The 18,277-nt window shown below is 37.5% G+C and carries 9 protein-coding genes; all 9 read right to left on the reverse strand.

Annotated elements, in window-relative coordinates:
- Positions 1-5: 5 nt before the first annotated feature.
- Positions 6-2,564, reverse strand: coding sequence for an alpha-L-arabinofuranosidase C-terminal domain-containing protein (locus ACODST_RS10175; protein WP_488932007.1), 2,559 nt, complete (start codon positions 2,562-2,564; stop codon positions 6-8).
- Positions 2,564-3,934 carry a glycoside hydrolase family 27 protein gene (locus tag ACODST_RS10180; protein ID WP_488932008.1) on the reverse strand — a complete coding sequence of 457 codons (1,371 nt, stop codon included), beginning with the start codon at positions 3,932-3,934 and terminating at the stop codon, positions 2,564-2,566. The genes ACODST_RS10175 and ACODST_RS10180 overlap by 1 nt, the downstream gene beginning before the upstream one ends.
- A 141-nt stretch (positions 3,935-4,075) precedes the next feature.
- Complete coding sequence (locus ACODST_RS10185) at positions 4,076-5,995, reverse strand: glycoside hydrolase family 97 protein (protein ID WP_488932009.1); 1,920 nt, start codon at positions 5,993-5,995, stop codon at positions 4,076-4,078.
- Between the two features lie 331 nt (positions 5,996-6,326).
- On the reverse strand, positions 6,327-8,750 hold the full coding sequence (locus ACODST_RS10190) for a glycoside hydrolase family 2 TIM barrel-domain containing protein (RefSeq protein WP_488932010.1): 2,424 nt from the start codon (positions 8,748-8,750) through the stop codon (positions 6,327-6,329).
- An 83-nt stretch (positions 8,751-8,833) separates the two neighbouring features.
- Positions 8,834-10,417 carry a glycoside hydrolase gene (locus tag ACODST_RS10195; protein ID WP_488932011.1) on the reverse strand — a complete coding sequence of 528 codons (1,584 nt, stop codon included), beginning with the start codon at positions 10,415-10,417 and terminating at the stop codon, positions 8,834-8,836.
- Positions 10,418-10,537: 120 nt separating this feature from the next.
- On the reverse strand, positions 10,538-12,175 hold the full coding sequence (locus ACODST_RS10200; RefSeq protein ID WP_488932012.1) for a glycoside hydrolase: 1,638 nt from the start codon (positions 12,173-12,175) through the stop codon (positions 10,538-10,540).
- Positions 12,176-12,177: 2 nt separating this feature from the next.
- Positions 12,178-13,779 carry a RagB/SusD family nutrient uptake outer membrane protein gene (locus ACODST_RS10205; RefSeq protein WP_488932013.1) on the reverse strand — a complete coding sequence of 534 codons (1,602 nt, stop codon included), beginning with the start codon at positions 13,777-13,779 and terminating at the stop codon, positions 12,178-12,180.
- Positions 13,780-13,791: 12 nt separating this feature from the next.
- Positions 13,792-16,803, reverse strand: a complete 3,012-nt coding sequence (locus ACODST_RS10210; protein ID WP_488932014.1) for a SusC/RagA family TonB-linked outer membrane protein — start codon at positions 16,801-16,803, stop codon at positions 13,792-13,794.
- A gap of 45 nt (positions 16,804-16,848) precedes the next feature.
- Positions 16,849-18,246: a cadherin repeat domain-containing protein gene (locus ACODST_RS10215; protein WP_488932015.1), complete on the reverse strand. Its 1,398-nt coding sequence runs from the start codon at positions 18,244-18,246 to the stop codon at positions 16,849-16,851.
- Positions 18,247-18,277: the final 31 nt, after the last annotated feature.

Below are 18,277 nucleotides of genomic sequence, written 5' to 3' on the forward strand. Positions count from 1 at the left end.
ACAGTTTATTTTTTGGTTTTAATACGGATAACAGTAAAAGAATAGGGCGGTAATTCTTTCAAAAATGCTTCTTTAACTGTGATATTTTGAGTTACTGGTCTGGCATCTGTTTTTTCTGGATTTCCAGCTAATACCGTGTAACTCGCGTTTTCGCTTGTAGTCAAATTAGCTGTCTCGATTGATGGCAGAACCGCAACTGGAAGTACATTAACCAATTTGACAATCAAATCTCCTGAAGTGCTTTCTTTAACTACAGATACTCCAATGCGTTTATTTACATCATTATTATCTGAAACTTTTATACTTCTCTCGATATAAATATCCCCCGGATTCTGACCGTACAGTTTTTGAACGAAATAATTTACTGTCGGTTTTACTTCATTTCCATTAAAATAAATCAAATCCGGATTCCATTGCGTATGTTTTTCTCTCGCCAACAACGGCGCATAAGAAGCCATTGCAACCACATCTCCATTTCGTTCAACGCCTGTAAGATACAATGCCTCGGCCAAAGCGTTATAAAACTTATTCCCCCAGGATGCATATTCTCCAAGATAGACTTTAGACTTTGAACGATCGTAACTATCATAAAAATCATGATTATTAATAAACCATCCCGGAGATTGATAATAATGTTCGTCTACAAGAGGCAGTTTCAAATCATCAGCAATTTTCCAGCCTTCTCTATAATCTGTTCCTTCAAAAAATGGTCCGACTGTACCAATAATCATAATCTCTGGATATTTTTGCTGTACCGCTTTTACTATCATTCGGTAACGTTCTTCAAAAACATCACTGATTAAGTCTTCATTTCCAATCCCGACATATTTTAAATTGAAAGGTTTTGGATGTCCCGCCTCAGCACGTTTTTTACCCCAAACGGTGTTGACACTTCCGTTAGCGTATTCAATTAAATCCAAAACATCCTGAACATATTCGTCCATATCTTCCATCGGAATTCCGAATTGCTGTCCGGAACCTCCATCAGATGAATTTTGACACGGAACTCCTGCCGCCAAAACCGGAACTGGCTCGGCTCCTAAATCTTCACAAAACTGAAAATATTCAAAATACCCCAATCCCATTGACTGATGATAACCCCAAATATTTCGCGATCCTACTCGACTTTCCAGCGGTCCAATCGTATTTTTCCATTTGTAAATATTATGCAATCCGTCTCCGTGCGCCACACATCCTCCCGGAAAACGAACAAATTTTGGATGCATATCTGCAATTGCTTCAGCAAGATCCAAACGTAATCCGTTTTTACGATTTTTAAATGTTTTCTGTGGAAAAAGCGAAACCATATCAACAGCCATTTCTCCATTGGTACTAATTTCTAAATGAGCATCATTAACCGTTTTTGTCGGTTTTAAAACCAGATTCAGTTTCTTCCAAGTGTTTGAAGGTGTGAATGCCGCTTCCGCTAAAGTTTCTCCGCTTGCCGATTTCAGGCGAGCAACCGCTTTTGTTCCTTTGGCAAAAACACTAAAATCGTATTTTTCATTCGCTTTAAGCGCAATTCCGTCAAAACCTGAATTCGTGATATTTCCGTTTTTAATTATGGCATAATTCGGATTGTTAGCATGAATTGGATTCTCGTTTTCAATTTTAAAATCACCGCTCCAGGCCATTGAAGCATTCCATTTTGGATCGCTTCCTTTTTTATCCTGAACCGAATATTCGAAATCACGATTCTGAATCAGTTCTCCATATAAACCGCCATCTGCTGCATAATTGATGTCTTCAAAGAAAACACCCGTTAGCATATTGCTGATTTTTTTGGATTCCTGACCGTTTATTTTAATTTCTGCTTTAATTGGTTTTAAACCCAAAAACAGCAGACTGTCACTTTTTGGAGAAGTATTATTCTGTTTATCTCTAAACTTAACCGACTCCATATTTTTAATCATGTTGTCTACTAAACTCCAGTCTACTTTATGCAATGTTCCTTGTAAAACCTCTCCTTGCAGTTGAATCTCACTTCTTAAATTTAATGCAGAAGTATTAGCATCAATTGCAGCAGGTGTAAAATTTTGAAAGTCTTTTGTAGCAGTATAATAATTTTTTCCGCTTTCGCTAAAGTGAACTATGTATTGTGCCTCTTTCTGACTAACCTGAACATTTAGAATAACCGATTTATCTTGGTTTTTTCCAACAAAATTTTTCATTCCCTGAATATAATTCTGTCTTCCCCAATTGACCAAATCCTTACTTTCTGAATGCGCAAAAACATTATCTCTAACACTCCAGAAACAGTGAAAAACTCCAGCATTATCTTGAACTAAAAAAGCTTCAGACATACTTTTACCCATTGGTCCCCAGCTTCCAAAATCTGATTTTAGAAAACTGAATTCCGGACCAATGGCAAACCAATTTTTCTGATCTGTACTCCATGCAAAATGAAGTCCGTTTTTCCCATTATTTTTTAAAGTAGAATACGCAAATAAATATACCTTTCCTGGATTTTCATCTTTTGTTTTGATTGTAAATCCAGACATTCCAAAAACAATAGTAAAAAGCAAAATCAGTTTTAAATTGGAATTAAGCAAAAAACTTTTCATTATTTTTTGCTTTTTAATTGATACAGAACTGAACTATGCGGTTTTAAATCTGCTCCTATTTCTTTGGAAGTTACTTTAGATTTTTCACCTGTCCACATATTTAAAACTTCTGCTGAACCGGAAATTGCAAGATCTGAAAGATTTACGGATACTTTCTGAGAGTCTTTATCTGAAATATTGAATAGTGCCAAATAAACACTTCCGTCTTTCGCATTTTTTGAAGTTACTGCAATTTTTCCGTCTTTTTGGAAAAGCTGTTTTACCGCAGTGCTTTCATTATGCATTTTCACGACATTTTTATTCGTTAACAATGATAAAGTAAAGGCATCATTACTTGGTAAATCACCGCCAAAAAACAATGGTGATTTGAAGATGTTGAAAAATGTAATTAAAGTATATTGTTCGTCTTTTGTTAAACGGGTCATTCGGTCTTCGCCGCGTTCTCCTCTAATCGAAATACGTCCTAAAGGAATCATATCGCAGTCCGGCCATGTTCCCGGCGCAATGTATGGATACCATTTTTGCGCTACATCCATTAAATGTGTCATATGCGGCCAAGTATCCCAAACATCATCCACCATACGCCACATATTGGCGTGCGTCGTTACGTGTGATGCTGCCGAAATTGGTGTTTCTCCTGGCGAAGTACTTAATACAATTTTGCGTCCGCAATGGTCAATCGCATTTCGAATTAAGTTGATTTCTCCTTCGTGATAGGGTCTTGATAAATCATCAATTTTAATAAAATCTACTCCCCATTGTGCATACAATTCGAAAATAGAATTATAATATTCCTGTGCACCCGGTTTATCCGCTGCAACGGTATAATTGTCTCTCAACCATTCGCATTGCAATGCTGTTGAATAAACCTGATCAGCTGTAATTCCGTTTGCACCTTTAATCGGCATTTTTTCCTCAACCGCTTTTTTGGGAATACCACGCATAATATGAATTCCAAATTTCAATCCTTTTTTATGAATATAATCGGCTAAAGGCTTAAAACCTTGTCCGTCTTTCGCTGAAGGAAATCGGTTAACTGCCGGAAGATATCTTCCGTACTGATCGATTACATAACGAGGATCTGTTTGATTGTATCCTCCTGCTTTGTCATTTTCGACAAACCATCGGATATCGACTACGACATATTCCCAGCCAAACTTCTTCAGCTCTTTTGCCATATAATCGGCGTTGGCTTTTACTTCGTGTTCTTCAACTGTAGGACCGTAACAATCCCAGCTGTTCCAGCCCATTGGAGGAGTCTGCGCCCATTGTTTAAATTCTTCTTTTTGAAATGGTTTGGTTTGTGCGGTAGATACAACTGACAGGAAAAATGCCCCCATCATCATGGCTAGTAAGTTAGTCTTTTTCATTATAAGTGGTTTTTATGTGTAATTTATACACTTTAAAAGTAATGAACTTTTTTTAATAACGATTATAGTTTTCTGTTGATTAGAGATTTACTTGTGAAATTCTTCCAATTTGAGTTTATTCTGTACGATTTAATTGGTATTTTATTTTGCTATTTGGATCAAACCGGCAAATCCTCCTCTTGGCAGACAATCCACTGTAATTTTTTGCCCTTTTTTGATTTGAAGTGTTTTAACTGTAAAAGATTTATCATCCTTTCCGTCTGTAATCAGTTCCAAAGTATACTCTTTATCATTTAGGAAATCGAAAGCAACATTTAAAGTCTCAGCAGTATCTTTTCCATTTAATCCTGCTATGTACCAAACATCTTTTTTCTTTCTGGCTATAATTACTTTTTCTCCCGGATAACCATCTATCAGTTTAGTATCGTCCCAACTGGAAGGGAAACTTTTAAGAAACTCTTTTGGCGCTGCAGGCAGATTATAATAAGACGAAGGACGGTCTGCAAAATGCTGTAAACCCGATTCAAAAACGACAGCCAAAGCCAGTTCATGCCCATAAGTAGTAATATGAGGATTCTGACTATCAGAAAACGTTACCGGCGTGTAATCCATAGAACCTACTACATTTCGTGTAAACGGAAGTGTCGTATTATGAGCTGCTGCTTTATTGGTTAAAACTCCATTATTATTATACCATTCAGCACCATAAACGGCCTCTGTAGTCATTAAGTTTGGATAGGTTCTCGCCCAGCCGCGCGGCACCGTTGCGCCGTGAAAATTAACTAATAACTTATATTTTGCAGCATCTTTTAAAATGTCAATATAATATTGCATCATATCCTGTTGGTCTCCGGCAAAAAAGTCAACTTTTATTCCATAAATTCCAATTTTATTCAGCCATTCAAATTCCTTTTTTCGTTTATCCGCAGTCAGTAATCGGTCTACAGGAGTTGGTTCGAGCCAGCTGGTCCCAGAGTTGTACCAAATAAGCGGTTTGATTCCTTTGCTTTTAGCGTATTTAGATGCTGCTTCCAGATTCCCTCCGTTAGCCATGACATCCCATTCCCAGTCAATTAATACATAAGGCCATTTCATTTCTACCGCTAAATCAATATATTCCACAACTTTCTGATAATCTTTTGAACCATGATTGTTCGCCCAATAAATCCATGAAACGGTTCCCGGTTTTATCCAATTTGTATCTTTTAATTTGTTGGGTTCACTAACATCTGTAACTAAATTGGATTCTGCGATATCTGATAAATTTCCAATCGCAAAGATATGCCACGGAGAACTCCAGGGTAATTTCGTTATAACTCCGCTTTGCTGAAAATTATCTCTTTTAGCAGGATACGTTACCTTATACTCTGATAACCTATTGCTATTATTCAACATGGAAGCACAATGGTTTTCTGTAATTCCTGCCTCAGAAATAAGTACCCAAAGTAGTGTTTTATTTACATTGTAAAGTGCAGGAAAACCCCAATTATTGTTGTTTTTTTCGTCGCTTAATCCTGTTTTACTTTGAGGATAAAATCCTTCATAAGAAGGCTCGAAAGGCTGTATCCATCGTGAGGTTCCATCCGGAATAACATAAGTTGTAGCTTCTTCTGTTATGTTAATCTTCTTTTCAGACGAATTAGGAAATACATATTGAAAGGCAGCTCCGTTATTATAAGCTCTAAAAACAATATCCAATTCCTGATTGTTTTTATTTTTAAAATGAAACTTCTTTTCTCTTCCAAAATTCTCACAATGGGAACGCTTTCCGCAAATCATTTGATAATCATCGTGGATCTCGACAATTTTGGATTCTCCAATAAAAACCAAACTGTCAAAACGCTCTTTATCCTGCAGAATTCCAAGATGGGATTCTGGTAAAACTTCGGTATAGGTTTCTTTATTTTTATAGCTTATTTTAAAATAAACCTTATCAATTCTGTCTTTTACCGTTTTTAATTCTATTTTAATTTTCTCGTTGGGAGATACTAATTCTTGTGCTTTTAGAAGACAAAAATTTAATATAAAACTTAAAATCAGAATGTTTCTTGTTGTTTTCATTACATATATTTTACAGATAGAAGGTTATCTAAAAAATCATCAGACAATGCTTTTGTTTTATTTCTGTGCTCATTTTATTAAGCCCCGGCCGGGCATAATATTTATAGAAGTTCAATAATTACAAATATAAAAGAGCTCCGGCGGAGCGAAATATACAAACATTGTAAAAAAATGCCGCTCCTCTGAAGCTTTGATATTCATAACAATTACGAATTCTATAAATATTGCGCTTCTCCGAAGCGGCTCTTTCAAAAATCAAAGAGACTGTCCAACATTAATGGACAGCCTCTTTTTACTGACCAGATAAAAGTCTCATCTGGAAATTAATCAATTACTTCAAATTAATCGTAACCTCAACTGGTTTTAGCCATTGGCTTGTGAATTTCACTTTTACAGGTTCTGTTGAATCTCCTTTTGCCTGAATGTAAGCCGCAATATGACCGTGAAATACTCGCTGTACATTATCTGTATAATCTGTCATATCGCTGTTGTTTCCTGCTTCTAGTCCTAATAATGTTCCTGGGCCAACAATTGTACAAGTTACTTCATTGTCAGAAAGCATTACCGGAAGTCCGTTTTGGTCTTTAACCTGAACCATAATTTTAGCAACGCCTTTGTCTTTGCTGATCGTGATGTTTTTCTCAGCAATCGTTAATTCAACTGGCTGTTGTGTCGAATTGATTGCATAACGGCTCACTTCTTTATCATTTTTATCCAAGCCAATTGCCTCCAATTTCCCTGAAGCAAATGGAATATCCCAATAGATAATTCCAGTTTTTTCGTCGTATAATTTCGTTTCTCCAACTACTTTTCCGTTTAATTCTAAACGTGCTTTTGCAGCATTGGTATAACAAACCACACGGATTTTTTGTCCGTTTTCGTAATTCCAGATTGCCCATGCGTCTTTAGAAATATCTTTTTCATTTACTAAAGGATAAGTTCCTAAATAAGCCATTGGTTTATCTGACCATAAAGACTGACGGAAATAACCTCTTGGTTTGATAACTCCAGCAAAATCCACTAATCCAGAGTAAAATCCTCTTGAAGGCCATCTTCCTGATTCTCCTAAATAATCGATACCTGTCCAAAGAAACTGTCCAAAAATATGTTTGTTATTTTTTACTGCTAACCAAGGTTCCATATCATGCACATTTTCACTTCCGTAGATTACTCTTTTTGGATATTTAGCATGATCTGTCTGATATTTACTTTCTGTATAATTGTATCCTGTAATATCTAAAGCGCCTGGATATTCTGTTTCATTAGACATGGCAACTCCTGCTAAACCAGCCGTTGTTGGACGTGATTTATCGTATTTTTTTACTGCCGCAACCAAACGTTTTGCTATTGCTCCAAGTCTCATGGCATCTGGTGCATCTGGTTTATAACCGCCATAAGCTGCTTGTCCGAAACCGTCTTTTCCTTTATCTAAAACCGGGTGTGAATAGGGATCGTTTGGATAATCTACTTCGTTACCAATACTCCATGCGAAAACTGAAAGATGGTTTCTGTCACGACGTACAAAATCTTCAAGGTCTTTTTCAGCATACTCCGCGAAAATATCAAATGAACCTTCAAATCCCGGAGTTCCGTAATTCCAGCCTTCTAACCATTTACGTTTTGGAAATTCCCATTCGTCATACGCTTCGTTTAAAACCAATAATCCCAATTCGTCGCAAAGCTCATAAAAATCTGGTGCCTGCGGATTATGACTTGTTCTGATGGCATTTACACCAATTTCTTTTAGTGTTTGTAATCTTGTTTTCCAAACTTCTCTTGGAACTGCTGATCCTAAAACTCCGGCATCGTGATGCAAACAAACACCTTTCATTTTCATCCATTTTCCGTTAAGGGCAAAACCATTGTTTGGATCAAATGTAAAGTTTCTAAAACCTGTTTGTGTTACCGTTTTATCGATTTCTTTTCCGTCTTGTAAAACAGTAGTTTTCAGTTCGTATAAATTTGGATTGTCTAAATCCCATAGTTGTGGATTCTTAACATTGATTTTAGCCGAAATTTTTCCGTTTTGATTTCCGGCAACTTCAACTTTAGAAGTTGTTTTTCCAACCGATTTTCCGTCTTTTGAAAACAATTCATTTACAACAGTTAAAGATGATTTTGAAGAAGAACCATTTTCTACATCAACCTCAACATTTAAAGTTCCTGCTCCTTTTTTAACTTCCGGATACGCATAAACGCCCCATTGTGCAATATGAACGGGATTTGCGTAAACCAACCAAACGTTTCTGTAAATTCCTGAACCCGTATACCATCTTGAATCGGCACTTTGACTGTGATCAACGCGAACGGAAATGGTATTTTCTCCGCCATATTTTACGTAAGGTGTAGCATCATAAGCAAAAGAAATATAGCCATTTGGACGTTTTCCTAATGATTTTCCGTTGATGAAAACTTCACTTCTGTTGTAAACACCTTCAAAATACAAATAGACTTTTTCACCGGATTTAGCCTGCGGAATATTAATTGATTTTCTGTACCAAGCAATTCCTCCAGGCAGATATCCTGTACAGCTTGCCAGTGTTGGACTCAATTGTCCTTTTACACTCCAGTCGTGCGGTACATTGACGTTCTGCCATTTAGCATCATCAAAAGTGACGTTTTTAGCATCGGAAACATCCTGAAGATTGAATTTCCAGTTGTCATTTATTTTCTTCGAATCTCCAAACGAAATCTGACTGCTCGCAGACAGACATGAAAAGAGTAAAACAGAGATTAAGGTTTTCTTAGTTAACATGTTTTTTAGTTATTTTTTTGTTTCAGGTTTCAAGTTTCAAGTTAGGTTTGAACGTGAAACCTGAAACTTGAAACAATTTTCTACTATTCTAATTCTCCCACAAACGTTACAACTGACTTTGCAGGGATTTCTAAATTATTAATTTTCTGTGTATTCGCTCTTTTTAAATTTGAAGTATCAGAAGTTACATAAGGAGTAAACTCGTTATTTTTCAGAGTTCCTTTTGACAAATCGAATTTGTATTTCTGAGCTTCTTTACCGCAGTTTACTGCTACAACAATCAGTTTTTTATTTTGAATGTCTTTATAAGCGGTCAGCATTACATCATTTGCCGCATCCAATTCTTTTTGATTTGGAATATCAATTCTCTGCATTCCCGGACGTACAAAAAGCGAATAATTTCCTAATGCCCAAAGCAATTTTGAATCGTGAAATTCTCCGTCATTTTTTACATAATTGGGCTCAGTTCCGCCGTTGCTTTTTCCGTCATCCAGATAAATTAATCCGTCTTTGTAATCTACTCTTGTGATCGATGTCCACCACTGCCATGAAGCTGCATTGGCTACTGCAATATCATTATGAATTAATCTTGCTACGAATAAAGCGGTCTGCATTCCTAAATCTCTTCCGCCTCCGGAACCACCCGGAATTTCAGCTTCTCCCGGATTTTCTAATATACAGTATTCCGACTGCCAGTATTTTAATCCCGGTTTTTGTTTTACTTCAGCGGCAATTAATTTACGGCTTAAAACTTGTCTTTCAATTGGCCAGGTTGTAAAATAACTATGTCCAAGGATTACATTTTTTACATTCGAAAATTTAGTCACATTGGTTTTTGTTTTTCCAAAGAAAAAATCAATTTGATTGTCACGATTTTCGGCATTTACATTTTCATACAAATAATCGATTTGTGCCGCTTCTGCAATCACAATTTCGGTACTCATTTTTTTAGCTTTCAGCTTTTCCGAAAGTGATTTGGTCAAATCATAAATTTCCTGATTGGTTGCCGGTGTTCCTTCCTGACTGTTGGTGTCACCATGTTTGGGCATCCATTCCCATTGCGGTTCATTAATCGGACTAACGTAATCGAATTTGATTCCTTCTTTTTTCTCCAATCCCTGAATACTTTGAACTAAGAAATCGGCAAATTGTGGAATTGCACCATCTTTTAGATTCAGTTTATTCTTTTGAGAAGCAAAAGATAATCCGTTGTTTGTCATGTAAACCGGCGGGCTGTTCGTAAAAATCAGGAATTTTTCTACCCCACGTTTTTTAGCCGCCTGTAAAAACCATCTCTGACCTTCCTGTTTGGAAAAATCATAAGTCCCGTCAGCATTTAAAAAACATTCGCTTCTTCTCCATTCGTCCGAAACTTTACTGTTTTCTCCCTGTTCCGTACTTCCGGCTCCCAGATTGAATCTCCATATCGAAAGTCCGATTCCTTTTGGATTTCCGTTTGCATCGATTTCTTTACTGAACAATAAATCTGCAATAGCATTTTTTTTCTGTTCCGGCCAGTTTTTCCCTACAAACTGTGTTCTCCAGGCATCTGAGCCTCCAAAACCGTCCATGGTTTGTACTACATTATCTGTGCTGATAGTAACAGTGCGCTGTGCAAAAGACAGCGAACTGATTACCAATAAAAGCGAGAGATATATTTTTCTCATTTATTCTTTATTTTTATTTAACCGCAAAGACGCTAAGTTTTACGCAATGTTCGCAAAGTTTTCTATCATCTTTGCGGTTAATTTTCATTCTTACTTTATGCTTTTCAAAACCTTAGTATCTTATTTATACGTTCCTACATAAGTCACTACTGATCTGGCAGGGATTTCAAAACCGGAAACATCAACTGCTGTTCCTTTTTTCAAACTCATTGTTTCAGAAGTAATATAAGGCGTTAATTTGTTATCGGTTACTGTTCCGCCGGCAAGATTTAATTTATAAGCTTTTGCCGATTTACTGATGTTAACCGCTACAATTACCAGTTTTTTATTAGCTGTATCTTTATAAGCCGTCAGCATCACATCGTTTACAGCTGATGCACTGTCAACAGAAGGAATCTGAACTCTAACCATTCCCGGTTTTACAAAGAATGAAAAGTTTCCAAGAGCCCATAAGGTTTTAGAGTCTCTGATGTATCCGTCGTTTTTACAATAATTGGCATCTCCTGCTCCGTTACTTGCTCCGTCATCCACATGAATCAAACCGTCTTTGTAATCACCGCGGCTGATGGCGGTCCACCACTGCCATGAGGTTACGCCTCCAACAGCAATATCGGTACTTACGATACGGGCTGTCCAAAGGGCTAACGGCATTCCTAAATCTCTTCCCGCTCCTGCGCCACCCGGAAGTTCTGAAGTTCCCGGACTTTCGAGTACACAATATTCAGACGACCAAAGGCTGATATTTCCTGCTCCCTGAATTCTGGAAGCAGCCTGCTGTCTGGAAGACACCATTTCGCTTAATGGCCATGCCTGCCAGTAACTGTGTGCCGAAATTGTTTTTTTAACATTACTTAACCCGCTGATTTTTTTAGTAGAATTGGCACCAAAAAAATAATCAATCTGATTGGATCTGCTTTCTTTTCCGGATACAGTTTTATAAAGTGGTTCATAAGCTCCTGCTTCTCCTACCACAATTTGTGCTTCGAGTCCTTTTGATTGTAATTTTGGAGACAAAATATTTACAAAACTGTAAATATTGGCATTAGTAGCCGGAGAACCTTCCTGACCTGTACCATCCCACTCATACTGTGGTTCATTAAACGGACTTACATAATCAATGGTTAAACCGTGTTCTGTTTTTAATTTGTCTAATGAGTTTACCCAGAAATCAGCCAGATCCGGCATTTTTCCATCTTTTAAATTGTAAAATTCTTTGATAGAAGCATGTGCTTTTCCGTTCTGGGTTAAATATACCGGAGCACTGTTGGCAAAAGCCAGTAATTTTTCAACTCCTCTTTCTTTCGCTGCTTTCATAAACCAGACCTGCCCGGCCTGTTTGTTCATATTGTAGCTGATACCGTCTGTGGTAAAACACTCAGAACGTCTCCATTCATCGGTAATATCACTGGCATCTCCCTGTTCTGCACTTCCTGCTCCGAGATTAAAACGCCATAATGATAATCCGATACCTTTTGGATTTCCGTCGGCATCCAGTTCTTTACTAAACAATAAATCGGCTATTTTGTTTCGTTTGTCTGCGGGCCAGTTTTTCCCGATAAAATTACATTGCCAGGCATCTGAGGCACCAAAGCTTTCCATAGTCTGCAGCGGCATATCCAGACTGACACTGAGCTCATTTACCCCTGACTCTGAACCTGAACTTTTAGAATCATCAGAGTCACAGCTTGTCAATAAAGTACTGCTGAAAAGTAAGCCTGCACACAGCAGACTTACTTTGTTGTTATTTAAAAACCTCATTTTTAGTAGTTAGGGTTTTGTGTAATCAAATGGTTACTCAAGTCAATTTCCAGCTGTGGTATAGGCCATAACAAATGTTTGGACGGATCAAAATTGATTCCTTTGTCCTGAGGCTCTCTTAAATTGGTAGTTTCGTACGGATCTGTTGAATTCAGATTGTACTGTACAAAAGTTCCGTTTGGTCCAAGTAAAGATTCAATTACAGGTCTTCCGGTTGTTGGGTCTTTTTCACGACGGATGTCGAATAAACGTAATCCTTCAAAAGCTAATTCTAAACGACGCTCTTTATAGATTTGTCTTAAAAGCGTTGGTCCTGATATTCCGGTTTTCGGATCCAGTTTTACTCTGGCTCTAATGACATTAATATCTGATAAAGCATCTCCGCCAAGATGATAATTGGCTTCTGCTCTTGTTAAATACATTTCGGCCAGACGAATCAACGGAATGTTTAATGGTAAATGTCCGTCTTTTTTATCCAAAGCACGACGTGTAGCAATTGGAATATAGTATTTACGGCAGATACGTCCTGATTTATTATCATTTAAGCTGAATTTGTGTGTTGGGTTTAAAGTCTCATCACCGTAAGCTGCTTCTCCCCATTTGGTAATAGTGCTTCTACGACGAATCTCATCATTTTCAGATAAATAAGCATTTTCTAAATCACTGGTTGGCATACACCATCCCCAGCCGTCTAAAACATCTCCGGCATCATTACTTGGGAAATTTTTCTTGTCCTCGCCTCTTGCTCCTGCCAAAGTAGGTAAAGCTGCTCCTAAACTTTTGTCCTGTACAGAGGATGACTGCGCTTCTAAAATTGATTCTACACCATTATGGTTGTTTACATTCCAGATATTTAAGAAATCAGCTTCCAGAGAAAAAGGACCTTCGGTAATCACTTTATTTGAATATGTTTTGGCTTCTGCCCATTTCTCCTGAAATAAAGATACACGTGCCAATAAAGCATAGGCTGCCCATTTGTTTACTCTTCCGTCTCGGTTTACAGGGGCACTTTCTAATTTTGCCGCAGCATCTTTAAGGTCTGCTTCAATCTGAGCATAAACGTCTGCAGCAGAACTGCGCTCTAAATTCAAATCACCTGTTCCTAAAGATTTTGTATATAAAGGAACTCCTCCAAAAAGGTTCACCAATTCATAATAGCAGTACGCACGAACGAACAATGATTCTCCCATATACTGATTTCTCTGTGCTTCGGTAATTGGCGAATTGGCCATTTTTTCTAACCCAATGTTAGCAGACTGAATGGTGTAATAGTGTGCTGTATAAATACTGTTCATATCCCCCATATTGTCTGGTGTAATGATGTATTGTGAACATGGCCTGTGAGCACCGCTGTCCTGACCTGTATTTCCCATCCACGCATCATCAGTAGACATTTCGTTGGTTACCCTTGGTGCCGTTAAGGTCCACCAGTCTTTTGCCAGTAACAAACGCTGGGTTAATTCATTGGCATAATTCTCGCATTCCTGTGCAGTCTGAAAATAGTTTTCTAAAGTCTGCGTTCCTCTTTGCTCTTTTTCAATAAAATCGCTGCAGGAAACCGTCAGCATTGAAAAAGCTATAATAGATACTAATATTTTTTTCATGATCGTTTTTTATTAAAATGCAACATTAAGTCCCATCAGTATAGTTGGCTGTACCGGATAATTCCATCCTCCAAAACCTGATCCTAACACTCCTCCTCCTACTTCAGGATCAACTCCTGTGTATTTTGTCCATGTCCATATATTCTGACCTGACACTGATAATCTCAGTTTATCTAAACCGAATTTATTATAGAAAGAATAACCCAGCTGTAAGTTTTTTAAACGTACAAACGAACCGTCTTCAACATATAAAGAAGAGAATTTAGTGTAGTTTTCGTTGTTGTCGTCTTTTGATAAACGAGGAATATAATTAGAAGTTCCTTCTCCGTGCCACGCCATTTGGTCCAGTCCGCTTACTTTATTGGTTAAACTGGCACCATTGTATAAATCTGAAATATTCTGGTTTACCAAATCATTTCCGATACTTGAATAGAAATTGGCCACTAAATCAAATCCTTTGTAAGCAAAATTTAAGTTCAGACCAATATTGTAATCTGCCCATGGAGAACCAATTTTAGTTCTATCCTTATCGTCAATTTTTCCGTCACCATTCAGATCTTTAAAACGAACATCTCCTAATTGTGCGTAAGGCTGTAATTTAGTACCATGTTCATCTGTATGAGCGTTTAATTCTGTCTGGTTCTGGAATAAGCCATCAGCTACATATCCGTAAAAATAGCCTGGCTCTTCGCCTTTTACGGTCAGGGTTCTGTTACTTGAACCGTAAAGTTTTTCTCCTTCAGTTGATAATGAAAGCATTTTTACATTTACAGTAGTAAACGTTACATCTACACCGTAAGAGAAATCTCCTTTTTTATCTTTATAAGAAATCATTAAATCGATACCGTTTGACTGCATGGAACCAACATTTGTCCACATTGTAGAATATCCAGGAAATCCGCTGTAGGTTGGAAACTGTTTAAGGAACAACATATCGCGTGTTTTCTTTTGATAATATTCCAAAGATCCTGACAGTTTGTTTTTCCATAATCCAAAATCAAGTCCAAAACTTACGTCTTCTACAGTTTCCCATTTAATATCTTTATTAGCCATAGAAGAAGGATAAGAAGTATCTACCACTTCACCGTTGATAATATAAAATCCTTGTCCGATGTTAGACTGATAAACCGCATCCGGAAGGTTTTGATTTCCTACTTTACCCCATCCTGCTCTGAATCTAAGGTCGCTTAAAACATCTTTGGTTTTCTCCATAAATCCTTCGTTTAAAATTCTCCAGGAAACCGAAGCCGAAGGGAAATTAGCCCATTTGTTCTCTGGCATAAATTTCGAAGAACCGTCACGTCTGAATGTACCAGTGAAATAATATTTTCCATCATAGTTATATGATAAACGGGAAATATAAGACATTAAAGAACTTGACCAGCTGTTACCACCGCTGTTACGGTTTTTGGTAGCGGCATTTAATTCTCTCATAGATTCTGAGTTATTCGGAACTCCTTCTCCATATCCCCAAACATCATTTCCGTTGTACTCTTCCATTGTATTACCAATCATTAAAGAGGCATTGTGTTTGTCTGCAAATGTTCTGGTATAAGTGGCTGTATTCTGCCATGTCCAGTTTACATTGTTAGTAGCAGTTCTTTCAATTGTATTGATTTCTGCTTTTTCGTGTGCGGCATCGATCACGAAATCAGGCGTAAATTTGCTCCAGATTTTATCTCCCACTTCAACAGAAGCCTGTGTGCGAATTACCAAACCTTTAATTGGTTCATATTGTAAATATCCGTTTGTATTTAAATTGTACTGGTCTGTATAATCATCATAACGTTTTACAGCTGCCACCGGGTTCCATATATACGATGGAGATCTTGCATAAATACTGTATTCATTTTCCAGACCGGTTAACTGATCTGCCGGTTTGTAAATTGGAGTAATAGGATCAATTTTATCAAAATCGGCCCAGTTTCCAGGAGACCCCCAGGTTTCGTAACGCGGGTTTAAAGTGATTCCGGCAGAAAATTTATCCGTGAATTTAAAATCATTGGCAATTCTCATCGTAACTCTTTCCCATCCGCCTACGCCATACATAGAATCTGAATTGTAATAATTTAAACTTACGGCATAAGTATGTTTATCTGAACCTCCGGTTGCTCCCAAAGAAGCATTGGTAACCGCTGTTCCTTTTCTGATTCCTGCTTTCCACCAGTCGGTAGTTTTTCCTCTGTACTGAGAAGGATTTGGCAGGTAATCTGAATAGCCCGAATTATTGTAGGCCGTATTCATAATCGTAGCATACCCTTCGGCATCAGCCATATTATAAGGGTTTTCCATGATCTGCATACCGGAACTTAAGTCAAAATTGAATCTTGTTTTTCCTGTTTTTCCTTTTTTGGTGGTAATCAGGATTACCCCGTTTGAAGCACGTGAACCATAAATAGCACTAGCCGATGCATCTTTTAAAACCTCCATAGATTCAATTTCGTTATTGCTCAGGAAATTGATACTGGTTCCCATTGGAATTCCGTCTACTACATAAAGAGGGTCTGTGCTTAAGTTTACGGTAGAAATACCACGAATTAAAACTCTTGGCTGTGCACCCGGTCCTCCGGCTCCTACTACCTGAACCCCGGCTACTTTACCCTGAAGTGATTCGGTTACGTTACCCACGGTCATGGTTTGTAATTCTTTTCCTTTTATCGAAGAAATAGAACTCGTTACATCGCTCTTTTTTACAGCGGCATAACCTACTACTACAATCTCGTCCAGTGCCTGGCTGGATTCCTGGAGTACTACATTTATTTCAGTTTTATCGCCTACAGAAACTACCTGAGAAGTAAATCCTACGAATGAAAATTCAATCTGCGAATTTTTATTGGGTACATTGATAAGATAGTTCCCGTCAAAATCAGTGGCTGCCGATGCTGAAGTTCCTTTTACTATTAAGTTAACACCCGGAATTGGCACATTGCCTTTGTCCTTAACAGTTCCTTTTATTTTTATTTGTCCAAATGATACGGCAGTACACAATAGGGCAATAAAAAATCCTATATATTTAAATTTCATATTAAGCTGTTTTATTTATTAATGTTATAAAAGCCTGATAACAAATTATTTTTTTGTTATGAAAACTCTCTCTAACTCAGTATCCAGAACTACTTTATAAACGCCGGCTGCTGCTGGGTATTTAGCATTTCCGTTTTCTCCCGGTGACATGGTACAGATACCATTTTTAATTAACCTCCATGACGGGCTCCACCACTGACCTGTAAAAGTCGCTTCCATAGTTCCTGTTAAAGTGTACTCTCCTACTAACTGATAAGGATTTGCCGCATTATTGGCCAAATGAAGTTTGGTTACTACCCATGCATTCCAGGTATCCCAGTTGGCTCCGTCTATACCGCCTCCGCAAACACTCACGAATGGTTTTCTTAAAGCTTCGTCATCATGCCATAATCCGTTGGCAATATCAGCCCAGACTTTACTTGTCGGGGTGTACTTGGTTGCCGTATATTGTAAAGTATTTGGATTTACTTTAATGATATAATATCCTTTTGTTGGCAGAACAATTGGTGCTGACGTTACATCATCTACTAATTCTCCTGAAGTATTCAGACCAAAACAGTGTGGTGCAAAATCAGATTCCTGACCTAAGAAATACACTTCTTTATTGTCTGTATCTGCATAATATTTGAATTCAAAATCCTGTCCGTTTTTCTCGTGGAAATACATTGGAACCCCTACTGCATCGGTAGTCAGGTTAGTACCTTTTGGCTGATCGCATAAATAGATCGCCGGGTATTCATTTGTTGCCACAACGTTAATACTCAATGTCCCGGTATTAGGAATAGCAAATTTATCTCTTGCTGTAATAGTCAGTACATAATCAGCTGCTGTTACCGGCAGTGTATAGGTTTTGTTGAAAGTATATGATTGCGGAGAACCTGTTAACTGTACTGTTTCATCAATACCTAGTGCTTCACATTTTACCTGAACATAATCGATTCCCGAATCATCGTTTACGATAAAGTTTACTGGCATTTCGTTGCTTGTTGAAAGCAGGATTACCGCTCCTTCTTTTGGTGTCACCATAGTGATAGAAGGTGCTGCAAACTCACCATCTAAACGAAGATTAATCTCTTCATTAACCACATTTCCGGAAACGTCTGTAATAATTAATTTGATTTTGAAAGATTCTGAAGTTCCTCTGTTTGCCGGTACTTCAAAAAAATAACTCAAATCGTATGATTTTAAAAGCGGATCTGTTGCAAATGATATTACTTTATCCAGTGACAGTTCAGGAATCTGAATTTGTACACTTTTTAATCCTAAGTCATCGGCCAAAGCAGCTTTAATTTCAAATTTTCTGCTGGGTGCGCCGTAAATTTCTTTTGTTGATACCACTACCGTAGGGTTATCAGAACTTGGAAAGCCTGATTCGTTATTTTGACATCCGGTAAAAAGAATGGCAAAAAGCGCAAGAAAAAATAAAAATACATTTTTTTTCATTTCTCAATTTTTAAGGTTAGGTTAGTTAGTT

It is taken from the genome of Flavobacterium sp. FG19, assembly GCF_057809475.1.